General features: G+C 69.6%; 13 protein-coding genes and 2 pseudogenes. 6 read left to right on the forward strand and 9 right to left on the reverse strand.

Going from position 1 to position 17355, the window contains the following annotated elements:
• Positions 1 to 151: 151 nt before the first annotated feature.
• Positions 152 to 952 (reverse strand): SDR family NAD(P)-dependent oxidoreductase, encoded by an 801-nt coding sequence (locus tag ACIRQP_RS31990; protein ID WP_403896222.1) that lies wholly within the window; start codon positions 950 to 952, stop codon positions 152 to 154.
• A gap of 101 nt (positions 953 to 1053) precedes the next feature.
• Between ACIRQP_RS31990 and ACIRQP_RS31995 the strand changes: the two genes are divergently transcribed.
• Positions 1054 to 2124 carry a helix-turn-helix domain-containing protein gene (locus ACIRQP_RS31995; RefSeq protein WP_403896225.1) on the forward strand — a complete coding sequence of 357 codons (1071 nt, stop codon included), beginning with the start codon at positions 1054 to 1056 and terminating at the stop codon, positions 2122 to 2124.
• An 83-nt stretch (positions 2125 to 2207) separates the two neighbouring features.
• Here the strand turns inward: ACIRQP_RS31995 and ACIRQP_RS32000 are convergent, their stop codons facing one another.
• The gene (locus ACIRQP_RS32000) at positions 2208 to 2435 is read right to left on the reverse strand and encodes a hypothetical protein (RefSeq protein ID WP_403896228.1); all 228 of its coding nucleotides are present in this window, start codon (positions 2433 to 2435) and stop codon (positions 2208 to 2210) included.
• A 326-nt stretch (positions 2436 to 2761) separates the two neighbouring features.
• Positions 2762 to 3436, reverse strand: a complete 675-nt coding sequence (locus ACIRQP_RS32005; RefSeq protein ID WP_403896230.1) for an SDR family NAD(P)-dependent oxidoreductase — start codon at positions 3434 to 3436, stop codon at positions 2762 to 2764.
• Positions 3437 to 3750: 314 nt separating this feature from the next.
• Between ACIRQP_RS32005 and ACIRQP_RS32010 the strand changes: the two genes are divergently transcribed.
• Positions 3751 to 4623 (forward strand): ATP-binding protein, encoded by an 873-nt coding sequence (locus ACIRQP_RS32010; protein ID WP_403896233.1) that lies wholly within the window; start codon positions 3751 to 3753, stop codon positions 4621 to 4623.
• A 1138-nt stretch (positions 4624 to 5761) separates the two neighbouring features.
• Here ACIRQP_RS32010 and ACIRQP_RS32015 read toward each other — a convergent pair.
• Positions 5762 to 6235, reverse strand: a complete 474-nt coding sequence (locus ACIRQP_RS32015) for a recombinase family protein (RefSeq protein WP_403896236.1) — start codon at positions 6233 to 6235, stop codon at positions 5762 to 5764.
• A gap of 510 nt (positions 6236 to 6745) precedes the next feature.
• A complete protein-coding gene (locus ACIRQP_RS32020; protein ID WP_403896239.1) occupies positions 6746 to 7132 on the reverse strand; it encodes a VOC family protein in 387 nt (128 codons plus the stop codon).
• A gap of 63 nt (positions 7133 to 7195) precedes the next feature.
• Between ACIRQP_RS32020 and ACIRQP_RS32025 the strand changes: the two genes are divergently transcribed.
• Positions 7196 to 8158 (forward strand): helix-turn-helix transcriptional regulator, encoded by a 963-nt coding sequence (locus ACIRQP_RS32025; RefSeq protein ID WP_403896241.1) that lies wholly within the window; start codon positions 7196 to 7198, stop codon positions 8156 to 8158.
• Between the two features lie 101 nt (positions 8159 to 8259).
• On the opposite strand, the pseudogene ACIRQP_RS32030 reads toward ACIRQP_RS32025, so the two are convergent.
• Together ACIRQP_RS32030 and ACIRQP_RS32035 are read right to left on the reverse strand one after the other, a co-directional pair.
• Positions 8260 to 8823: pseudogene (locus tag ACIRQP_RS32030) on the reverse strand (Tn3 family transposase).
• Between the two features lie 629 nt (positions 8824 to 9452).
• Positions 9453 to 9959: a transposase gene (locus tag ACIRQP_RS32035; protein WP_403896244.1), complete on the reverse strand. Its 507-nt coding sequence runs from the start codon at positions 9957 to 9959 to the stop codon at positions 9453 to 9455.
• A 60-nt stretch (positions 9960 to 10019) separates the two neighbouring features.
• Here ACIRQP_RS32035 and ACIRQP_RS32040 point away from each other — a divergent pair, with 60 nt between their 5' ends.
• On the forward strand, positions 10020 to 10898 hold the full coding sequence (locus ACIRQP_RS32040) for a methyltransferase (RefSeq protein WP_403896246.1): 879 nt from the start codon (positions 10020 to 10022) through the stop codon (positions 10896 to 10898).
• A gap of 25 nt (positions 10899 to 10923) precedes the next feature.
• Here ACIRQP_RS32040 and ACIRQP_RS32045 read toward each other — a convergent pair.
• Positions 10924 to 11078: pseudogene (locus tag ACIRQP_RS32045) on the reverse strand (site-specific integrase); the annotation flags it as partial.
• A 168-nt stretch (positions 11079 to 11246) separates the two neighbouring features.
• Here ACIRQP_RS32045 and ACIRQP_RS32050 point away from each other — a divergent pair.
• Together ACIRQP_RS32050 and ACIRQP_RS32055 are read left to right on the forward strand one after the other, a co-directional pair.
• Positions 11247 to 11621 (forward strand): hypothetical protein, encoded by a 375-nt coding sequence (locus ACIRQP_RS32050; protein ID WP_403896249.1) that lies wholly within the window; start codon positions 11247 to 11249, stop codon positions 11619 to 11621.
• 201 nt (positions 11622 to 11822) lie between these two features.
• Entirely contained in the window at positions 11823 to 14363 is a 2541-nt protein-coding gene (locus ACIRQP_RS32055) for a DUF6185 family protein (protein WP_403896251.1), read from the forward strand.
• A 7-nt stretch (positions 14364 to 14370) separates the two neighbouring features.
• Here the strand turns inward: ACIRQP_RS32055 and ACIRQP_RS32060 are convergent, their stop codons facing one another.
• On the reverse strand, positions 14371 to 17310 hold the full coding sequence (locus tag ACIRQP_RS32060) for a hypothetical protein (protein ID WP_403896254.1): 2940 nt from the start codon (positions 17308 to 17310) through the stop codon (positions 14371 to 14373).
• Positions 17311 to 17355 lie beyond the last annotated feature (45 nt).

The raw sequence follows: 17355 nt of genomic DNA on the forward strand, positions 1-17355 counted from the left end.
GGCTGCTGGCGGCTTACTGTCCAAACAGCACCGCGTATTACGTGGTCGCTATTTAGGCCGCCGGAGCGGCTCCCCCCCCGCCCCTGACGCGGGCGAGGAGCCGCGCGGCGTGGTGAGCCACCCGCCTTGCCTGCTCACCGCTGGCCGGGGGTCAGGCCAGGCGGGTGGCGGAGATTCCGCCGTCTACGTAGAGCGTGATGCCATGGACCATGGCCGCGTCGTCGCTGACGACGTACAGGACGCCCTTGGCGATGTCGTCCGGCTGGACGACGACGCCCGCCGGGGTGGTGGCGGTCATCGCGTCGAGCTGTGCGCGGGCCGCCTCGTTGCCCGGTGTGAGGGTCGCCCCGGGCGCGACGGTGTTCACCCGCACGCCGCGCGGCCCGTACTCCGCGGCCCAGCTGCGGGTGAGCTGCTCGTCAGCCGCCTTGGTCGCCGTGTACATCGCCGCATAGGGGCTGCCGACCCGGGCCATCCAGGAGCCGATGGTGACGATGACGCCGCTGCCGCGCTCGGCCATGGCCGGTGCCATCGCGGCGACCAGGACGTGGGGGGCGCGGACGTTGACCGCGAGCATGGCGTCGAGGTCCGTGTCCGGCAGGTCTTCGGTCAGCGTCGCCGGGTAGATACCCGCGCTGTTGACCAGGATGTCGACGCGTCCGCCGAGCGCGTCCGTGGCCTGTGCGGCGAAGGCGCGCAGCTGCTCGTAGCTGCCTCCCAGGTCCGCCGCGACGAAGTCGGCGTGCCCGCCGGCCTGCTCGATCTCCTTGACGACCCACTCCCCGCGGGCTGCCTGCCGGCCGCTGACGATGACGTGTGCTCCCTCGCCGGCCAGTACGCGGGCGATCGCCGCGCCGATCCCACTGGTCGAGCCGGTGACCACGGCGGTGCGGCCGGCCAGCCGGGAGCCGGGGGTGGTGGGTGTGCTGTCGTCTGTGTGAAGGGAAGTCATGGGTACCTTTCTATGGCAGCCCCGGGTACCGGGCCAGGACAGGACGAACCTGGGCACAGCAGGACCACCCAGGGCGCCAGTGGGCCGCCTACCCTGGAGCAATGCCACGCGACCGCGCCGCGCTCGGGAAGTTCCTACGCTCCCGCCGGGACCGCCTCACCCCTTCCCAGGCGGGCATCGAAGCTTTTCCCGGCGCCCGGCGGGTGCCGGGGCTGCGGCGGGAGGAGCTGGCCGTGCTGGCCGGCCTGAGCCCGGACTACTACAGCCGGCTCGAACAGGGACGCCAGGCCAACATCTCCGCCGAGGTGCTCGACGCGTTGGCCCGGGCGCTGCGCCTGGATGAGGTCGAGCACGCGCATCTCCGCGACCTCGCCGCGCCCACCGCGCGGCACCGCGCCGCGATCCCGCACGCGGCCCAGCGCCCCGATCCCGGGCTGCTGCGGCTGATGCATACGCTCGACCACGTCCCTGTGCTGCTGCTCGGCTATCGCGGTGAGGTCCTGGCCCGCAACGCCCTGCTGGCGGAGGTGCTGGGCCGTCCGCTGGAGCCGGGGACGTCATTCGTCCGCTTCATGTTCCAGGACCCGGTCGCCCGCGAACGGATCGTGAACTGGGCGGACTTCGCCTCGGCCACCGTCGCCACGATGCGCCGGGAAATCGCCCGCCGCCCATACGACAACCGCCTCGCGGAGCTCGTGGACGAGCTGCGCACCACCGACGACGACGTCGCCCGGTGGTGGGACGACCACGCCGTCCGCGACTACGCGTCGGTGACCAAGCGCATCCAGCACCCCCGCCGCCGGCCCAATATCCTTCGACATCGAGATCGTCTGCGCGCCGCACGAGCCGGACCAGCGGCTCGTCGTCTACACGAACGAGCCCGACTCCCCCACCACCCGCCTCCTGCCCATCCTGGCCAGTTGGAACGCCGCGCCCCATCCCTGACCGGTCTCGGATCCGCCGGGCCGTGGTTGGCGCCGAGAAGGATCTCGCAGACGCACGACCGCCCGCCCCCCGGGGCACGAGGCGGGCGATCTTGGTGTGTCAGGCTACGACGCCGACGTGTACTCCACCCGCTCCCGACCGCAGCCAGCGGCGATCCGGGTCAGCGCGTTGCGCTCCGCCGCGTCGACGGACAGCTGCCGGCGGAGCTTGGTTCTGATCCAGTCTGAGATGTACGTACAGCGGGCATCGGCCGGCGGCGGCAGCCAGTCCTGCGGGGCCTGGTCCGCCTTGCTGCGGTTTGTCTTCGCGGTCACCGCCACCAGCGAGCGGTCGGCGTCCAGGTCACTGCTTGTAAGGAGGTCCGCTTGTAGCCCTTGCGAACCTCCTCGGCGACGGGCAGGAGACTGATGCCCTCAGCGAGCGTCATCGGAGCGACAAGGGCCGGTGTGGCGTCGGCGGAGGCCGGAGTAGCCGACGCGCTCAGCGGCAGGGCGAGGAGAGAAACGGCAGCGAGGCCGCACACGAAGGTAGGGATCATGCGGCCGTCATACCGACAACCGCCGGCGCGGCGTGGGCAATACGCGGCGGTGTCACCCGGGAGTGGGCGAAGGCGTACGAGTGGGAGCAGGTCCGTGCCCGGCAGGCCGCCGCAGCGCAGGCCCGCGCTGAAGCCGCGGCCGCGCAGCCTGCCGGGCCGGTCGAGGGTGAGGGGGACAGGGGGTGTGCAGTACATAGTGGTGGTGGGGGTGGTCAGCGTCGGCTGAAGCCGTGCAGTCGGGCGGACGGCGCTGTGGTGAGTACGCCCTGCCTGTCCACCGGACCCGTTCGGGACCCGTGTGAACAGGCGGCGGTCCGGAGTCCTGTTCAGTAGCTGTTCAGCAAGTCATCTGTCAGCTCGGCGAGGCGCCGGCGGTACTCGGGGTCATAGGCCTCCTCGGACGCCCGTGCCTCTTCCTCGATCTCGAAGTAGCGGCCGGTGACGTCGGCCAGTTCGGGTGCGTCCACGAGGCGCCGGGTGGCCGCCACCCCCGTTTCCAGGGAGTCGACGATCTCCATGCCCGATCTCTTCGACATCGTCGTCGGCATGTACATGGCCGGGTGCAGGCTGTTCACCGTGACACCGGTTCCCGCGAGTTCCTCGGCGAGGTCGAAGGTGTGGCTGACGAGGGCGAGCTTGGACCGGCAGTACGCCGCCACGTCGGTGTACCCGCGTTCCTGCTGCGGGTCGTCGAAATCGATCGGCTGCTGTCCGACGGAGGCGACGTTGACGATCCGCGGGGAGGCGCCCCGGTGCAGCAGGGGCAGGAACTTGCGGGTGAGCAGAACGGGTGCCAGGTAGTTGACGGCCAGGCGGAGTTCGTAGCCGTCGGCCGACAGTTCCCGTGTGGTGCCGTCGGTGTGAAAGCCGATGCCGGCGTTGTTGACGAGCACGTCCAGCCGGTCGTTTGAGGCGGCGATCTTCGCGGCCAGCGAGCTCACCTCGGCCAGCGACGAGAGATCCGCCTGGAACGCCTCGCCCCCGGTGGCATCCGCGACCATGGTGTTCCTTCAAAGCGCCGACGGGCGGTGCGTGCGGTTGCCGCCGGGCGCCGGGGGCCGGGGGCCCTGTGGCTCCGCCGCTCACGCGGAGGCATCGGTCCGTCGTGCTGTGGTCGTCATCTCCCGCTGATGCGGGACGGTGATCCCAGTGTCCCGAGGCCGGGGCCCGCGCTCCAGACCAGTTCGGCACCACAACGCGTCCAATGTCCGGTCAATCACTGTCCAGACGCGCTCAGCGGGGGGCCGGCGGGCGGGCCGGGCCCGCCCGCCGGGGCCTCCGGTCGGGATCTTGGCACGGTTGTTACCGTTCTCATATGTCTAGCACCGGTGACCTGCGCGCTCGACGGCTGGAAGATCGTCTGCGGGAAGCGCGCAGTCGTAACTTCGTGGGCCGGGCCGAAGAACTGCACGTCTTCCGGACGGCGCTGGCCGGCGGGCCGGAAGCACCCGCGATGCTGTACGTCCACGGCCTCGGCGGAATCGGCAAGTCGGCGCTGCTCCGGCGGTTCGCCGACGAGGCCCACGGCGCGGGGCGCGTGGTGGTGGAGGTCGACGGACGCTCCGGTTTTGCGCCCGCTGCCTTCGAGAGCGCCGCGGCCGAGGCGCTGAACTGCGACGATCCGCTGCTCCTGGTGGACGGGTTCGAGCACTGCCAGGGCCTGGAGGGGTGGCTGCGGCAGCGCTTCCTGCCGCGCCTGCCGGACCGTGCCCTGATCGTCGTGGCAGGGCGCCGTCCGCTGAGTCCCGACTGGCGGAGCGATCCCGGCTGGGCTCCGCTCCTGAGGCATCTGCGACTCTCCGCGATGTCGCACCGGGAGGCCGCCGCCCTGCTCGACGCGCGGCAGGTCCCCGCGGCCCTGCGGGAAGGTGTGCTCTCATACGCGAAGGGGAACCCGCTGGCACTGTGCCTGGCGGGGGGACACCGCCAGGCGCGACGGGCGGTGGGACGCCTCGTACGAGGTCACCACCGCACTCCTGCGGGCGTTCGTCGACGAGGTTCCGTCGGCCTTCCACCGCCGCGCGCTGGAAGTGTGCGCGCACGCCCGCACCACCACCCAGGACCTGCTGCGGACGGCGCTGCCGGACCCGGGCGACGCGGACGCGGAGGAGCTGTTCGGCTGGTTGCGCGCGCTGCCGTTCGTCGGATCGGGGCGGCACGGGCTGTTCCCCCACGACGTGGTGCGTGAGGCCCTCGACGCCGAACTGCGGTGGCGCGACCGGCAGGGATACGAACACCAGCACCGCATGATCCGTGCGCATCTCGTCGAACGGGCCCTGACGGTCGCGGAGACCGGCCTGCTGGCCTCCGTGGACGAGATGAAGTACCTGCACCGTACGGGGACGGTCACACCGGTCTTCTACACCTTCGGCGGTGACGGTGGCACCCGCGAGGACTCCTACCGACCGACGGACCGGGGGGCTCTTGTCGACATGGCCCGGCGCGCGGAGGGACCGCGCACCGCGGAGCTGGTCGACCACTGGATCGGGCAGCAACCGCAGAGCTTTTACGTCCAGCGCCGTTCCGACACCGACGAGCCCGTCGCCTTCATGACATGGCTGCGGTTCGACGCTGGGCAGGCAGACCTGTTCGCGGCGGATCCGCTGGTGGCGGCGGCATGGGCCCACTGCCGCGCCGCGGGCCCGCTGCGCGGCGACGAGCAGTTCGCCGTGACACGCTTCCTGATGGACCCCGCGTCCCCCAGGCGTCCCTCGCCCGCCACGGACGTGATGCTGCAACGGTCCGTCGGCCAGTACATGCGGCAGCGGAACGTGGCCTGGACCTATTCCGTCTGGACGGATCCCGAGTTCTGGCGGCCGCTCATGGATTACTGCGCCCACGAGCCCGTCGGTGAGGCGATCCCCCTGGACGACAGGCCCAACGGCCTGTTCGCGCACGACTGGCGGGCCATGCCCCTTCCCCAGTGGCTGGACTTCGTGGGCACCGAGGACATCCTCGGCCGCCGGCCGGCGGCCGCTCCCTCCACCTCTGCCGCCGCGTTCGAGGTACTGGCCAGAAGCGAGTTCGCCGCCGCGGCGCAGGACGCGCTCCGTTCGTGGCGGACCCCCGAGGTGCTGGCGCACAGCGTCCTCACCCGAACGAGGCTGGTGGCCGGAGCGGCCTCCCGCGAGGCGGGCGACCGACTTCGGGAGCTGCTGGCGGAGGCCGCCGACAGCCTGCGCGGCGACGCCCAGGGCGAGAAGGCACACCGCGTCCTCATCGCCACCTACGTGCAGGGACCGGCGGTGACTCAGGAGGCCGCGGCGAGGCGGCTGGACCTCTCCATGAGCACCTACCGCACGCATCTCACCAGGGGGGCGAGCACGTCACGGAATACCTCTGGCGGCGCGAGACGGACGACGCCCCGCCCGCCGCGCTCCCGGCATGAGCCGTCCCGATCGCCGGCTGCGCCGCGCCGGCGGCGGTCGCCGTCGCCGGTGCCCGAGACCGCTCAGGTGACAGACAGCGGCCAGGCGTGCGGGCCGTGCGGGTCGTCCAGCCCCGCCCGCCGGCCGGACGCGGTGGCCGTGACTTTCCGGCCGCGCGGGCACCGGCCGCGCGCTCCAGCATGTAGATCCGTTCCATCTGCGCGATGGCCATGTCCGTCCCGGGCCCGGCTCTCTGGTCTCCACGGCGAGTACGTCGCCGAGGGTGCGCGGGAAAACGCCGCGCTCGGTGAGGTCGTGCACGAGGTTGAGGGTCTCGCGCATGTTCCGGCCCAGCCGGTCCAGGGTGAGTACGTTGATCCGGTCGCCGGGCCGGGCGAATCCGAGCAGCGCGGTCAGGCCCTCGCGGTCCATGTTCGTGCCGGTGCGCTTGTCGACGTGCTTGTGAGACAGGCGAAAGCGGCACTCCGGCCCTCGATAGCCGGCACTCTCGCAAGCCGGGGCACGCAGACGCGAGCCGTTGCTTGGCGCGCTCCCGGGCACCGACCATGGGCATGGTCCCGGAGCGGGGCCCCATGCCCATGGTCGGAGGCTTGTTCGTCAGGGCTGGCCGTCGGGCGGGAGACCTACCCCGCCCAGGATGGTGAGGTCCGTGCGGTGTGGCGAAGTCGACAGCAGCGCGAGGACATCTGCGGGGCGGGACCGTTGGCGGGCGACGGAGCGGCGAGGGCTGCCTGTGCACTGGCATCGTCCCGCCAGACTCCGGTGACATGCACGGTGTCCGGATCGGCTGCGTCCTGGCTGATCAGGTAGATCTCACAGCCGGGGAAGCCGTGCAGCCTCTCCGCCACCCCAGCAGGACAGTGGCGAGTTCGCCGCCTCTGCCTGCGTGCGCTGTCATGGTCATCAGTCTGCCGATCACGCTCAGACCAGGGTGGTGATGCAGAACGGGTGGCCTGCGGGGTCCAGCAGGACCCGCCACCGGTCGGGTTCCGGCTGGACTGCGGGCTCGACTGCCCCCAGGGCGAGCAGCCGGGCCTGGGCGGCATCCAAGTCATCAACCCCCAGTTCGATGTGGGCTTGCTTCTCCTGGGAGGGGTCTGGCCAGGTGGGACGTCGGTAGTCGGCCAGGCGGTTGAACCCCAGTCCGGCCGAGCCCTCCTGGCCGAGCAGGACGAAGTCGTCGGTGGAGTAGGCGACGGGCAGTCGAAGGGCGTCGCCATAGAAGCGGGCCAGATCGGCGGGATCCGGGCAGTCGAAGGTGATGGCCGAATAGCGGATCGCGGGTGCGGATGTTTTTCCAGTGCTCATGGGGCAGACGCTATGACGGGACCAGGACAGGTTCGGTCCTGGTCATGCGGGACACTTCACAATGTGATCAGCACCTCGGCCCGCCTGCTGCGACTGGTCTCACTGCTGTCCGCGAGACCCTCGTGGACCTGCGGTGAGTTGGCCGACCGGATGGCGGTCACCGAGCGCACGGTGCGTCGGGACGTCGCCAGGCTCCGGGAACTCGGCTACGGAGTCGAGTCCGACCCCGGGCCCTGGGGCGGTTATCGCCTCAGGGCCGGGAACCGGGTGCCGCCACTGATCCTCGATGACGAAGAGGCACTCGCCGTGGCCGTCGGGCTGCGCGAGGCAGCGCTCAGCGGCGTTCTCGGCGGCGACCAAGCCGCGCTGTCGGCGTTGCTGAAACTGCGGCAGGTCCTTCCACCGCGGATCGCGGACCGACTTGGTGAGATGGACGCCGCCTTTGTGCACACCCCCAGGCCCGACGAGCCGCAGATCGCGCCCGGCATGCTGCTGGAACTGGCCACCGCGTGCCGCCGGGGCGAGCGCGCCCACCTGTCGTACCGCGACAGGGAAGGGAAGGCCACCACCCGGGACGTCGACCCGTACCGGCTCGTGCACACAGGACGCCGCTGGTACTTCGTCGCCCGGGATGTGACGCGGGGCGAGTGGCGGACGTTCCGGGCCGACCGGGTGGCTCATATACGGCCGACCGGGCATGCTGTGCAACTCCTCGATCCGCCCGACCCGGTACTGCTCGTCTCCCGATCGATCGCAACCGGCGCCTACCCGCTCTATGTGACCGTCCGCCTCCCGTTGCCCATGGAGCAAGCGCTGCGGCTGGTCCCGCCGACGGTCGGCACCCACCGCCCGGAGGGCCCGAACGCCACCATCGTCGACATCGGCGGCCCCGACGCGGACGGGCTCGCCAGATACCTGCTCAGCCTGGCCACCCCGCTCCGGGTCCTGTCCCCGGACGATGTACGGGAGGCACTGCTGCGCCGTGCCCGGGACCTGTTCACGGACAACGGGAGCGGTCAGCCTTGATAGAGGCGTTGTGCCGGTACCAGCCCCGGGCCACAACCGGTGCCGGAGGGCTGACCGGTGCTGTATGCCGGTTCAACTGCTGCTACGAGGGCATTGCCCCCTCAGGGCCGGTCCGGGCGCCGAGACCTCGGCGGGTGGTAGCCGGCCGGATCGAGCTTGGCGAGTTCGGTGTCGACTCCCACGGCGATCGTGCCGAAGAAGTCCACGTTCTCGGAGTGGGCCGGGGACATGTGCGCGAGGAGTTCGTCGTCGACCGCCCGGCCCTCGGCCCGCATCTGCGCGATGGCCAATCCGTAGTACTCCGTCGTCCACGTCACCACCGAGTTGGTCAGCGGCGTCAGGCACCACGCCTGCTCGGTCTGCGCGGCCAAGTGGCGGCCGGATCGTGCCCTCGTGCGCGTACAGCAGGCTGCGGCGAAGGGAGTGCAGAGACTCGCCCTTGTTCAGCTCCCGGGCGATCTTCCTGGGGTAGGTCTCGTCCGCCAGATGGCGGCGGCGTAGACAGTACGGCGAAGCGCTCCGTACCCCTTCAGCGCCGCCGCCGGAGTGTTCTGCCCGGAGGAGGCGGACAGCTTTCCCACGATCAACGAGGCTGTGGCGTGCCCGAACTTGATCGACCCCGGCAGCCGCAGCAGATCGTCCCCGTTCTCCTCGATCGACCCCACGTGCGCGCAGGGTCGGCCTGGCGCTTGCCCAGGCGTCCAGGTGCCCTTGTTCGAGGGTCTGCAATGTCAGGTGACGGGTCTCCAGCCAGTTGAGGAAGTCGATGGCGGCGCGGATGTTGCCGCAGTCGCCTTTGTGGGCGGCGTAGGTGTAGCGGCCGCGGTCCGAGCGTCGGCGGGCGGCGTGAATGATGTGCTGGCCCTCGTCAAGATAGTCGGGGAGCGGCTGACTCGCCCTCTAAGAATGTTGTCACGGCATTCCGTTCCCCATCGGTGTGTACGCCTGATCACTGACAGAAACTAATACGGTGCCAAGGCCGGAGCATCGCCGGTGCCCATGGATGATCAAATGGCGAGCGCCAATACCGTGGCGAGCACGGTGAGAACGGTCAGCGCCCCGATTGCGGACTGCTTGAGTCGGACACGGCGCCGAGAGTGGCGGCTGAGCAGGATGTAGTCGCGCTCGTCGACGGAGATGTCTCTAACCTCGCTGTTTCGGTTGTGACGGCGAGGCGTTGGTGATCGTCAGCTGTTGGGTGTCTGACGCGTTTTTGTTTCACGGGTATGCAATGGTCCCGGCGCGGTGGTCGGGTTCTCCGAGGTCTTTCGGGTCGTAGGGTCAGGGCGGCTGGTCAGCCTGCTGGGCGGGGCAGTGCTGCGAGGCGCTGGAAGGCGGTGACCAGCTCGTTTCTCCAGGGCCAGGTTGCGGAAATCCGCAGGCGGAGACGGCGGCCGCCTCGGGTGAGGCGCGCGGCGACGTGCGGCAGGCGGTAGCGGAGCTTCTTCGGCTCGGCGGTGGCCGGCTCGCCGTCCAGTAGCAGGACGCGCGTCCAGGTGAGGAGATCGATTGCCGCGAGGCTGAGTTCGAGCCAGGCCGAGTTGATGGTGAAGTGGCGGGAGGGAAAGCGGCCAAAGCCGGTGGTCTTGCCCATGCGGATGTGGTCCTCGACAGTGGCATGCCCGCGGTGGCGGACTTCGAGGAACTGGGCGGAGCCGCTGGTGAACGAGGTGTCAGTGAGGAATACCTGACGCCGCAGGCCCTCATCCTGGCCGAACAGCGAGAGCTGGGCACCGGGGTGCGGACGTTCCCGCCGGACGATGATGCGCGTGCCGGCCGGGTAGCCGTTCAGGTCGACCATGCCGGTCAGTTCGGCGACCTCGGCCCCGGCCCGCAATGTCCCGTCCTGGTTCAGGGCGGGATGCCAGACCTCACCCCGGCTGAGTCCTTCCATCTGCACCGCCGGGCCCGCAGCCACCGGGCCCACGTCCTGAGCAGACTCCTCGTGCTGCTGGAGGATGACTACTCCCTGGCCCTGCGCAGAGCTCCCGATGTGCGTCAGGCGTGCACCGAGGCATACGGCCCGGCGCACGAACCTGTGGTGGTCTCCTTCCCACTGCTGGGCGTGATCAGCGCGCAGCAGTGGCGGGAGAAGGGCGTGGAGGTGCCGGCCCTCGACGCTCGCATCCACCCGCACTACGGCGTGTTCTCACCAGTCAGGGGCGAGTACGTCGACTTGGTCGCACGGACGCCGCTCCCTGCGTCGGTGACCCACGGTCCCGGTACCGCGTTCGACCTCGGCACGGGGACAGGCGTGCTCGCCGTCCTCCTGGCCCACCGGGGACTCGACCACATCGTGGCCACCGACATCAACCCGCGCGCACTGACCTGCGCCCGCGAAAACGTCCGCCGACTGAATCTCACCGGGCGCATCGATGTCGTGGGTCCTGGCCTGTTTCCCGAGGGCCGCGCCGGCCTCATCGTCTGCAACCCGCCCTGGATTCCCGCCCGGTCGACCTCTGCTGTCGAGCAAGGCGTCTACGACCCGAACAGCGCCATGCTCCACAGCTTCCTGGACGGGCTGGCCGCCCATCTCGAACCACGAGGTGAAGGATGGCTCATCCTCTCGGACCTCGCCGAACACCTCGGACTCAGGACACGTCGCGAACTGCTGACCGTCATTGAAACAGCGGGACTGCACGTGGTGGACAAGATCGACACCAGGCCGCGGCACCCACGGGCTTGGGATACCACTGATCCCCTCCACGCTGCCCGCGCCGCGGAGGTCACATCGCTTTGACGCCTGGCCAGCAGTTGACCATGGCTCAGCGTCGGCGGTCGCCAGGGGCCAGCAGACTGGTCACCTCGGCGATCGCCTCTGGGGATGGCTTGAAGTAGCGGCGCAGCTCTCGGGCTTCTTGTGCCGGGACTTGGCCATCAGCAGGCTCGTCCCCTGCTCGCCGAGGTGGGTCAGTGAAGAATCCAACGGCGACAAGCTCACAGCCATACCCAGACCCCCCGGGCCCGCCGATCTTACGAATGATCGACTCAGGCCCACGCTTGGAAGGTAGGACAAGCTAAGTTGCGGACCCACATATGGTGACTTATTGTAGTCACATCATCACAAAAAGCGATAATGGAGATAGCTATGCCGCAGCAAGCAGTCACCCAGACACAGACGCTCCCCCGGTTCGAAGAAGCCAAGGGGCTCGGGCCGCAGGACGCGAAGTTCGTGCAGGACCTGGCCGTCCTGCTGGAGCAGCACGGAAACCTCGACCGTTTCGGTCTGTGCCTCCTGCACGACCACTTCGCACTCGAGGACGGAGAAGTCCTGGTGGAGACGAACGACCCCGAGGCTCGTACGCTCCGCACCCAGGTGGAGAAGGCGGACCGGACCACGCACGCCAAGCCCTCGCAATGGCAGTTCCTGCCGAATGCCGGCAATTCCTCTGACGGGGAGTCCGGAGGAGAGCCGTACCGGGCGATCCTGCTGTGCACACCCTCCAGCGGATGTCCCGCGTAGAAGTGTTCTGAACGATCCCGTCTCGGCGGTCACAGGCGGCGCCCCTCGCGGAGGGGGGCGCACCCCGCCCTGTGCGACGAAGCAATCCGGACGTGGGGCAGGAAGGCCGATGGCAACCGATTCAGCGGAACGGTCCACCGCCCGGTACCGCTCCGGCGAGGGGCGCACAGGCCACTCGGCGGCTGCCTCCGGATCCGCGGCATGAACCGGTGGGCACGGTACGCGGTGCTGGTGCTTCTGGCGTTCACATGGTGGGGATCCTGGTCGGCGCGGGCCACGGCGGTCGCCGGTGACCGCTGCCATGCGGAGCAGCTCGAACATGCCCGTACGGACGCCCTGGTCCGGTTCACCTACCACGGCCGGACCTACGTCCTGATGCAGGGGACCATGACGGTACGGGTGCCGATGGCTTGGGTCCACGCGAATGACCTGCTGCTGGGCGAAGACTCCGCCCGGTACCAACGCGCGATGCGCTGCCTCCTGCGAGAACAGGAAAAGCGCCAGTACTACCGGCCCGACGAGTGGCGCGTGCACAGTCCGCAGGTGACGAAAGACTCCAGGGTCAATGTGCGGTACGAGACCCTGTCCTGGATCAGTCACCGTGGGCATTTCGAGGTGGGGCCATGGCTCATGGACGTCGGCGCGGCCCACTGGAAGCTCGTCCTCAAAGAGCCGACCGCGCTCAAGAACGCCCACTGGGAGCGTATCGAGGTCGACCTGGCCGGGCTCGCCGCCCATCAGGTCTCACCCACGCCGTCGACCGTCGGCAAGGGGAAACTGGTGTGGCGGGGAACCGCCGGGAAGCCGCGCCCGGCGGTGACGGTGCTGCTGGCGCCGCCGTGGCAGCGGGCCTGGGCAGCAAGCGGGGCGGTGGAGCCGTGGCATATCGTCAGCCACGCGGGCCTGGCCAGCTCGTGGGTGGGCGCTTCGGTGTTGATCGCGCTGGCCGCGCTGCGTGCCCGCGGCCAGCCTGCCGGTACGACGCCCGCCGCGACGGAGCAGAGCGCCGGACGGTCGCTCCTGCAATGGGGGCTGCTCAGCGCGGCCATCGGTGTGGCCGTGCTGCTGTTCACAGGGACGCCCAACGTCATCACCGCTGTGATGGGACGTCCTGGCTGGTGGGACTACGACAAACGCTGGCAGGTCCTCATCGGCGCACTCGCCGGGTGGGCGCTGGTGGTTCTGGCCCGCCCCCGGCGCTCCATGCTGGTGGCGGCCTCGCTGGCAGCGGCGGGATGTGTGCTGGTGGCGTCGGCACCCTCGCTCTTCGGTCTTCCCCCCGCGCTGCTCCTGGCGAAGCGGCCGCCCGACTACGGCATCATCACACTGGCGGCGGTGGCAACGGCTGTCCTGTGGCTGTGGTTGACCGGGATCGCGGCGTGGCTGTGGCACCTCGCCCGGAAGGGCGGAATGCTCCGCGCTTTCCCGGCCCCTATGCGCCTGCGCGGGACCGGGGTCGTACTGGCCCTGGTCACGCTGCTGACCCTCGGCTGGTACGTACGGGCCGGTCAGCGCACCTGGGAGCGCGCCACCTGGCTCAGCGACCGCACCGCACCCGAGTACGAGGCACTGTACGTCCTGGACATCGGTGAGGGCCTTGTCAGTTTCCCGATCCAGATTCCCACCTGGGGGTATACCCATACCTGGGTGCTGACGGGGATCGCGATCGCGGCGCTGCTCCGCGCCCGGGCGCTGGCCCGGCCGGTGCCCTGTTCCGGGCCGAACGGGTTCGAGCGGCTGCTGACAGCCGTGTTGTTCAGTGTCGTGGTGGTGGGCAGGCAGATCTCCACCTCGTACGCGGGCAACAACGCGCTGGCCGGTCTCTGGCTAGCTCTGGGCGTCGCCGCGCTGTATGCCCTGCTGGCGGTGGGCCAGCGGTTGGCGGTGCTGATGCAGCGCCTGGAAGGGGGAGCCTTCGCTCCGGCCGTGGGCGAGGCCATCTCCGAGGCGAGTCACAACGAACTGACGGGGCGTGCACGCCGCTACCGCGAACTCCACACCCAGCTACGCCGCCTGGAACAGGGGCAGGACGGCGGCGGCACGCCCACACGGCACGCCATGGAGCGGGAGCTCAGCAATCTGCACCGCTGGCGGCCTCCGGGCGGGCCCGCGGACGCCGCCAGGCCCTGGCTTCCCAGCCAGGTGACGGTTGTGGACGTCGCCCTGAGCTGGGGTCCGCATGCCAACTGGTGGGACAACGCCCGGCGCGCCGCGCTCCTGGCGCACACCATCGGAATTCCCTTCAGCCTGTTCCTCGTCTGGCTGGCCGCGAGGCAGGAGTACTGGTGGATGAAGCTGCTGCACGACTCCATGGGTGTGCCCGACCTGGTGTGGACGTTCATCGGCCTACAGCTCACCTGGGCCGGTGCCGGGCTCGTCCTGGGGGCATTGTGGCGTCTGCTCCCCGGACGCCGGGGTCCGGCACGTGCGCTGAGTCTGGGGGCCACCTATGGACTGCTCATCGGCCTGGGCACCTTGGCGAACCACGCCACCGACCAGGAGCTCGGCAACGCAGCCATGAGTATCTGTCTGATGCTCCTGGTGCTGACGCTGACCAGTCTCGCGATGGACGCCGACACCTTCCGCAGGGAGCGGCGCTTCTGGTCCAGCCGGATCGGACTCCTGGTCTCGATCTATCAGATGCGCGGCTTCTCCGTACAGATCGCCTATCTGACCGCCCAGGCGGTCGGGGTTCTGACGATCTGGAAGTTCCTTGTCAACATCGACCCCCGCAGCAAATGACCGTAGATCATTCGAGAAGTTCCCGCACGTGCGTGCCGATATGGTGGCCCAGGGCCTGGTAGGCGTCGAACTGTCGATGGTCGAACCACTGGTCGCTCGTGCTGTCCCGGGGAAAGACCGGATTGGCTGATGCGTACGCGAGCAGCTGGTAGGGAAGGTCGTTGGTCAAGGTGGCACGGGCAACGATCAGTTGCCCAGTATTGTCGTGCAACTCTCCGTCGATCTCCAGCGGTTCTGGGTAGATGATGTCGCCGGTGATGACCGCCGACTTGGACAACCGCGTATTGAGCGTGGACAGGATGCTCGCCGGCTCGAGTGGGGTGCCGCTGCCCGGGATCAGCGCGGCAGGTTCGTGGAGCGTGATGATGATGCCCAGTTCTTCATGGGCCAGGGTGATGGCTTGGGCCAAGGTGGTGGCGAAGGGCGGGGTGTCTCCGCTGGCGTCGATGCAGACAGCGGTACGGACGCCCTGCCGCAGCAGTTCCACCAGCCCGAGATTCTCGTAGTGACCACCGTCGGTGGTGAGGAGTAGCCGGTCTTCCATCGGGTAACGGCCGAAGACTTCCCGCAGCAGATACGGCAACCGACGAATCGCGGGGAACCGGGGCAGTTCCCAGCGGCCCTGGTTCTGCCACAGCTCACCCATCGCCGCGGGGTTGGGCAGCCAGGTACCCAACCGTGCGTTGGACAGGGCCAGCAGGGTCTGGAAGGTCCGGGCCTGGGCGCCCATGGCGGAGGCGAAGGCAGCGCCGGACACGGCCATGGCGGACTGGACGGTGAGGTCCCGGACGATGTGGCGCTTGGTGCGGTGCTCAAGGCATCGAGTGCAGACGTAGCCGACATCGGGGCCGCCGACGTAGTCGTGGGAGAGGGTGAAGGAGACCACTCGTCGCCCGGGGGGTGTACGGTCGCTGCCGGACAGGTTCCCCGCGGCGGCGAAGATGACATGCGGGAACCTCTCACCTGTCGCGGTGTCCTGTGGTGCGCCATAGGTGCTGAGGGTGGTGGTTTCGGTATTGAAGTCGTACGGCTTGGCCATCTGGGCGCCGTCGACGTCGGTGAAGCGGCGCACCGCGAAGGCCGAGGCGAGCCGGCGTCGGTAGAAGGGATGCAGGCTCATCCAGGTCTGGTCGAGGCAGGTGCCGATGACAACGAGTGCGCTGGGAATGGCGATCTGCTGGAAGTGCGGCCATGAACGGCCCGTGGCCGTGGTCCAGCCCAGGATGAGCAGAAAGGCGGCCCCCAGCAAGATGAGCACGGTCCACACCACGAGGTACTGGGTGAATCCGTTGGGGACGGCTCGGGTGAGTTCCGCTCTGCCCTGGGCGAGAGCAAGCAGTTTGGACAGGCCGCGCTGGACGGTCTTGCGGCGCCGCCACAACGTGCTCACCAGAGCGGCGATGTAAGTGAGCAGCACGGTGATCCCGGCGCTCACGGCCGCGTCCGGGCGGCTCACCCTGAGCCGGGCCTGCACGAACACCGCGCCCCATGCCACGAGGGGGATGAGCAGCACCACCGCGGCCAGGCCGACGGTCAGCAGTACCAAAGCCTGGAACGCCTTGGCCAGAGTCCGAGCCGGCGCGTCGGAGCGGCACGAGGCATAGGTCAGGAGCCACAGCAGCCAGGTGACGGCTGCCGCGCCGAGCACAGCCAGGACGGCGCGGACCGCGGGTCCGTGAAAGAGCGGCGAGCCGGGGTGGGGGCAGTGAACGGCGTACCGGGTACGTCGCTCGGTGAGGCAGGCCAGGTCGGTCACCGGCACCGCGTGGTAGGCCCAGCTCAGAGCCAGCCCGAGGGTCGCCGTGGCGGCGGTGAGCAGGAAGAGCGAGGCGAGCAGGCCGCGCAGCAGAACACCGAGCGCGACCAGCCACTCGCCGGTTCCGTCGGCGATGTACTTCGAGTGCCGGCGCAGGTGGGCTTCCTCCGGCGAGCCGGGCTCGAAGACGTTGTCAGGTGAGGCGCCGGGCGGCGTGGTGCCCCGGCCGGCCAGGGCGAGCTTCATGGCCCCCACCGTGTACCCACCGCCGGACACCGACACCAGGTATCCAGCTTTGAGCAGTGGAGCGCGCAGGGCCTGCAAAGCACCGAGCGTCACACACGCCGACCTGATGCCGCCCCCCGAGACGCAGAAGCCGAGTGCGGCGTTGTTCCGCCCGGGCGCGCGCGTGCCCTCGTTGCGCCACTGAGTCGATGGCAGCGGGGAATCCTTCCGATGCGAATCGCCGCTGCTCCGTCCTGTGGTGTACGTCGGCCAGCGCGCGCCGTCGGCGCGCAGCACCGGCCACGGTGGAGCGACACCCTGTACGCCCGGATGGTCCGGACACCGTGGGGCAGGCGGGGTTCCTCCGCTGGTGAGCCGAGCGAGCAGCCGTCGCAGGACCTGCGGCACACGAGGCGCGAGCCTCCGCCCCAGCTCCCCCGGGACGGCTCTGCCGGCGCGGGCCATCGTGGTGGTGTACACGGCCGACGCGATGACAGCCGCCGCGGCCAGCAGCGGCCACTTGACGGTTGAGAACCCGGTCGCGAGCGCGAAGAGCCGGTCGCTGCCGACAGCCCCACGACGCAGGCCATAGCTGAGCAGTACGTTCTCCGTCACGTCGCACGCGGCGCCCAGCAGCGTCATTGCCATCGCCCACCAGCCGATCCGGCGACCCCGGCGGCCGGCGAAGACGTATCGGCCGAGCAGAAGAACAAGGAGCAGGGTCGCCGAGTAACCGGCGATGACCGCGTAGTCCGCATGCAGCGCTGTTTGAAAGTCTGCGGCGTACCCGCCGAGCACCTTTTGAGCCGCTGCCCCGGAACCGGCGAACTGCAGCCCTACGTCGTCGACATGCGGCGCCCACGAGGAGAACCAGAGCCCGGCCGCGATGCCGGGTACCACGCTCACCAGCCCGAGCAGGAAGCCCTGCCAGGCGGTAATGCGGCGGGAACCGGAGAACCAGGTCATGCGGGCATCCCTTCGCCTCACCCCCTCAGGAGCGCGTCGGCCGGC

The organism is Streptomyces sp. NPDC102274 (assembly GCF_044766385.1).
Classification (GTDB): Bacteria; Actinomycetota; Actinomycetes; order Streptomycetales; family Streptomycetaceae; genus Streptomyces.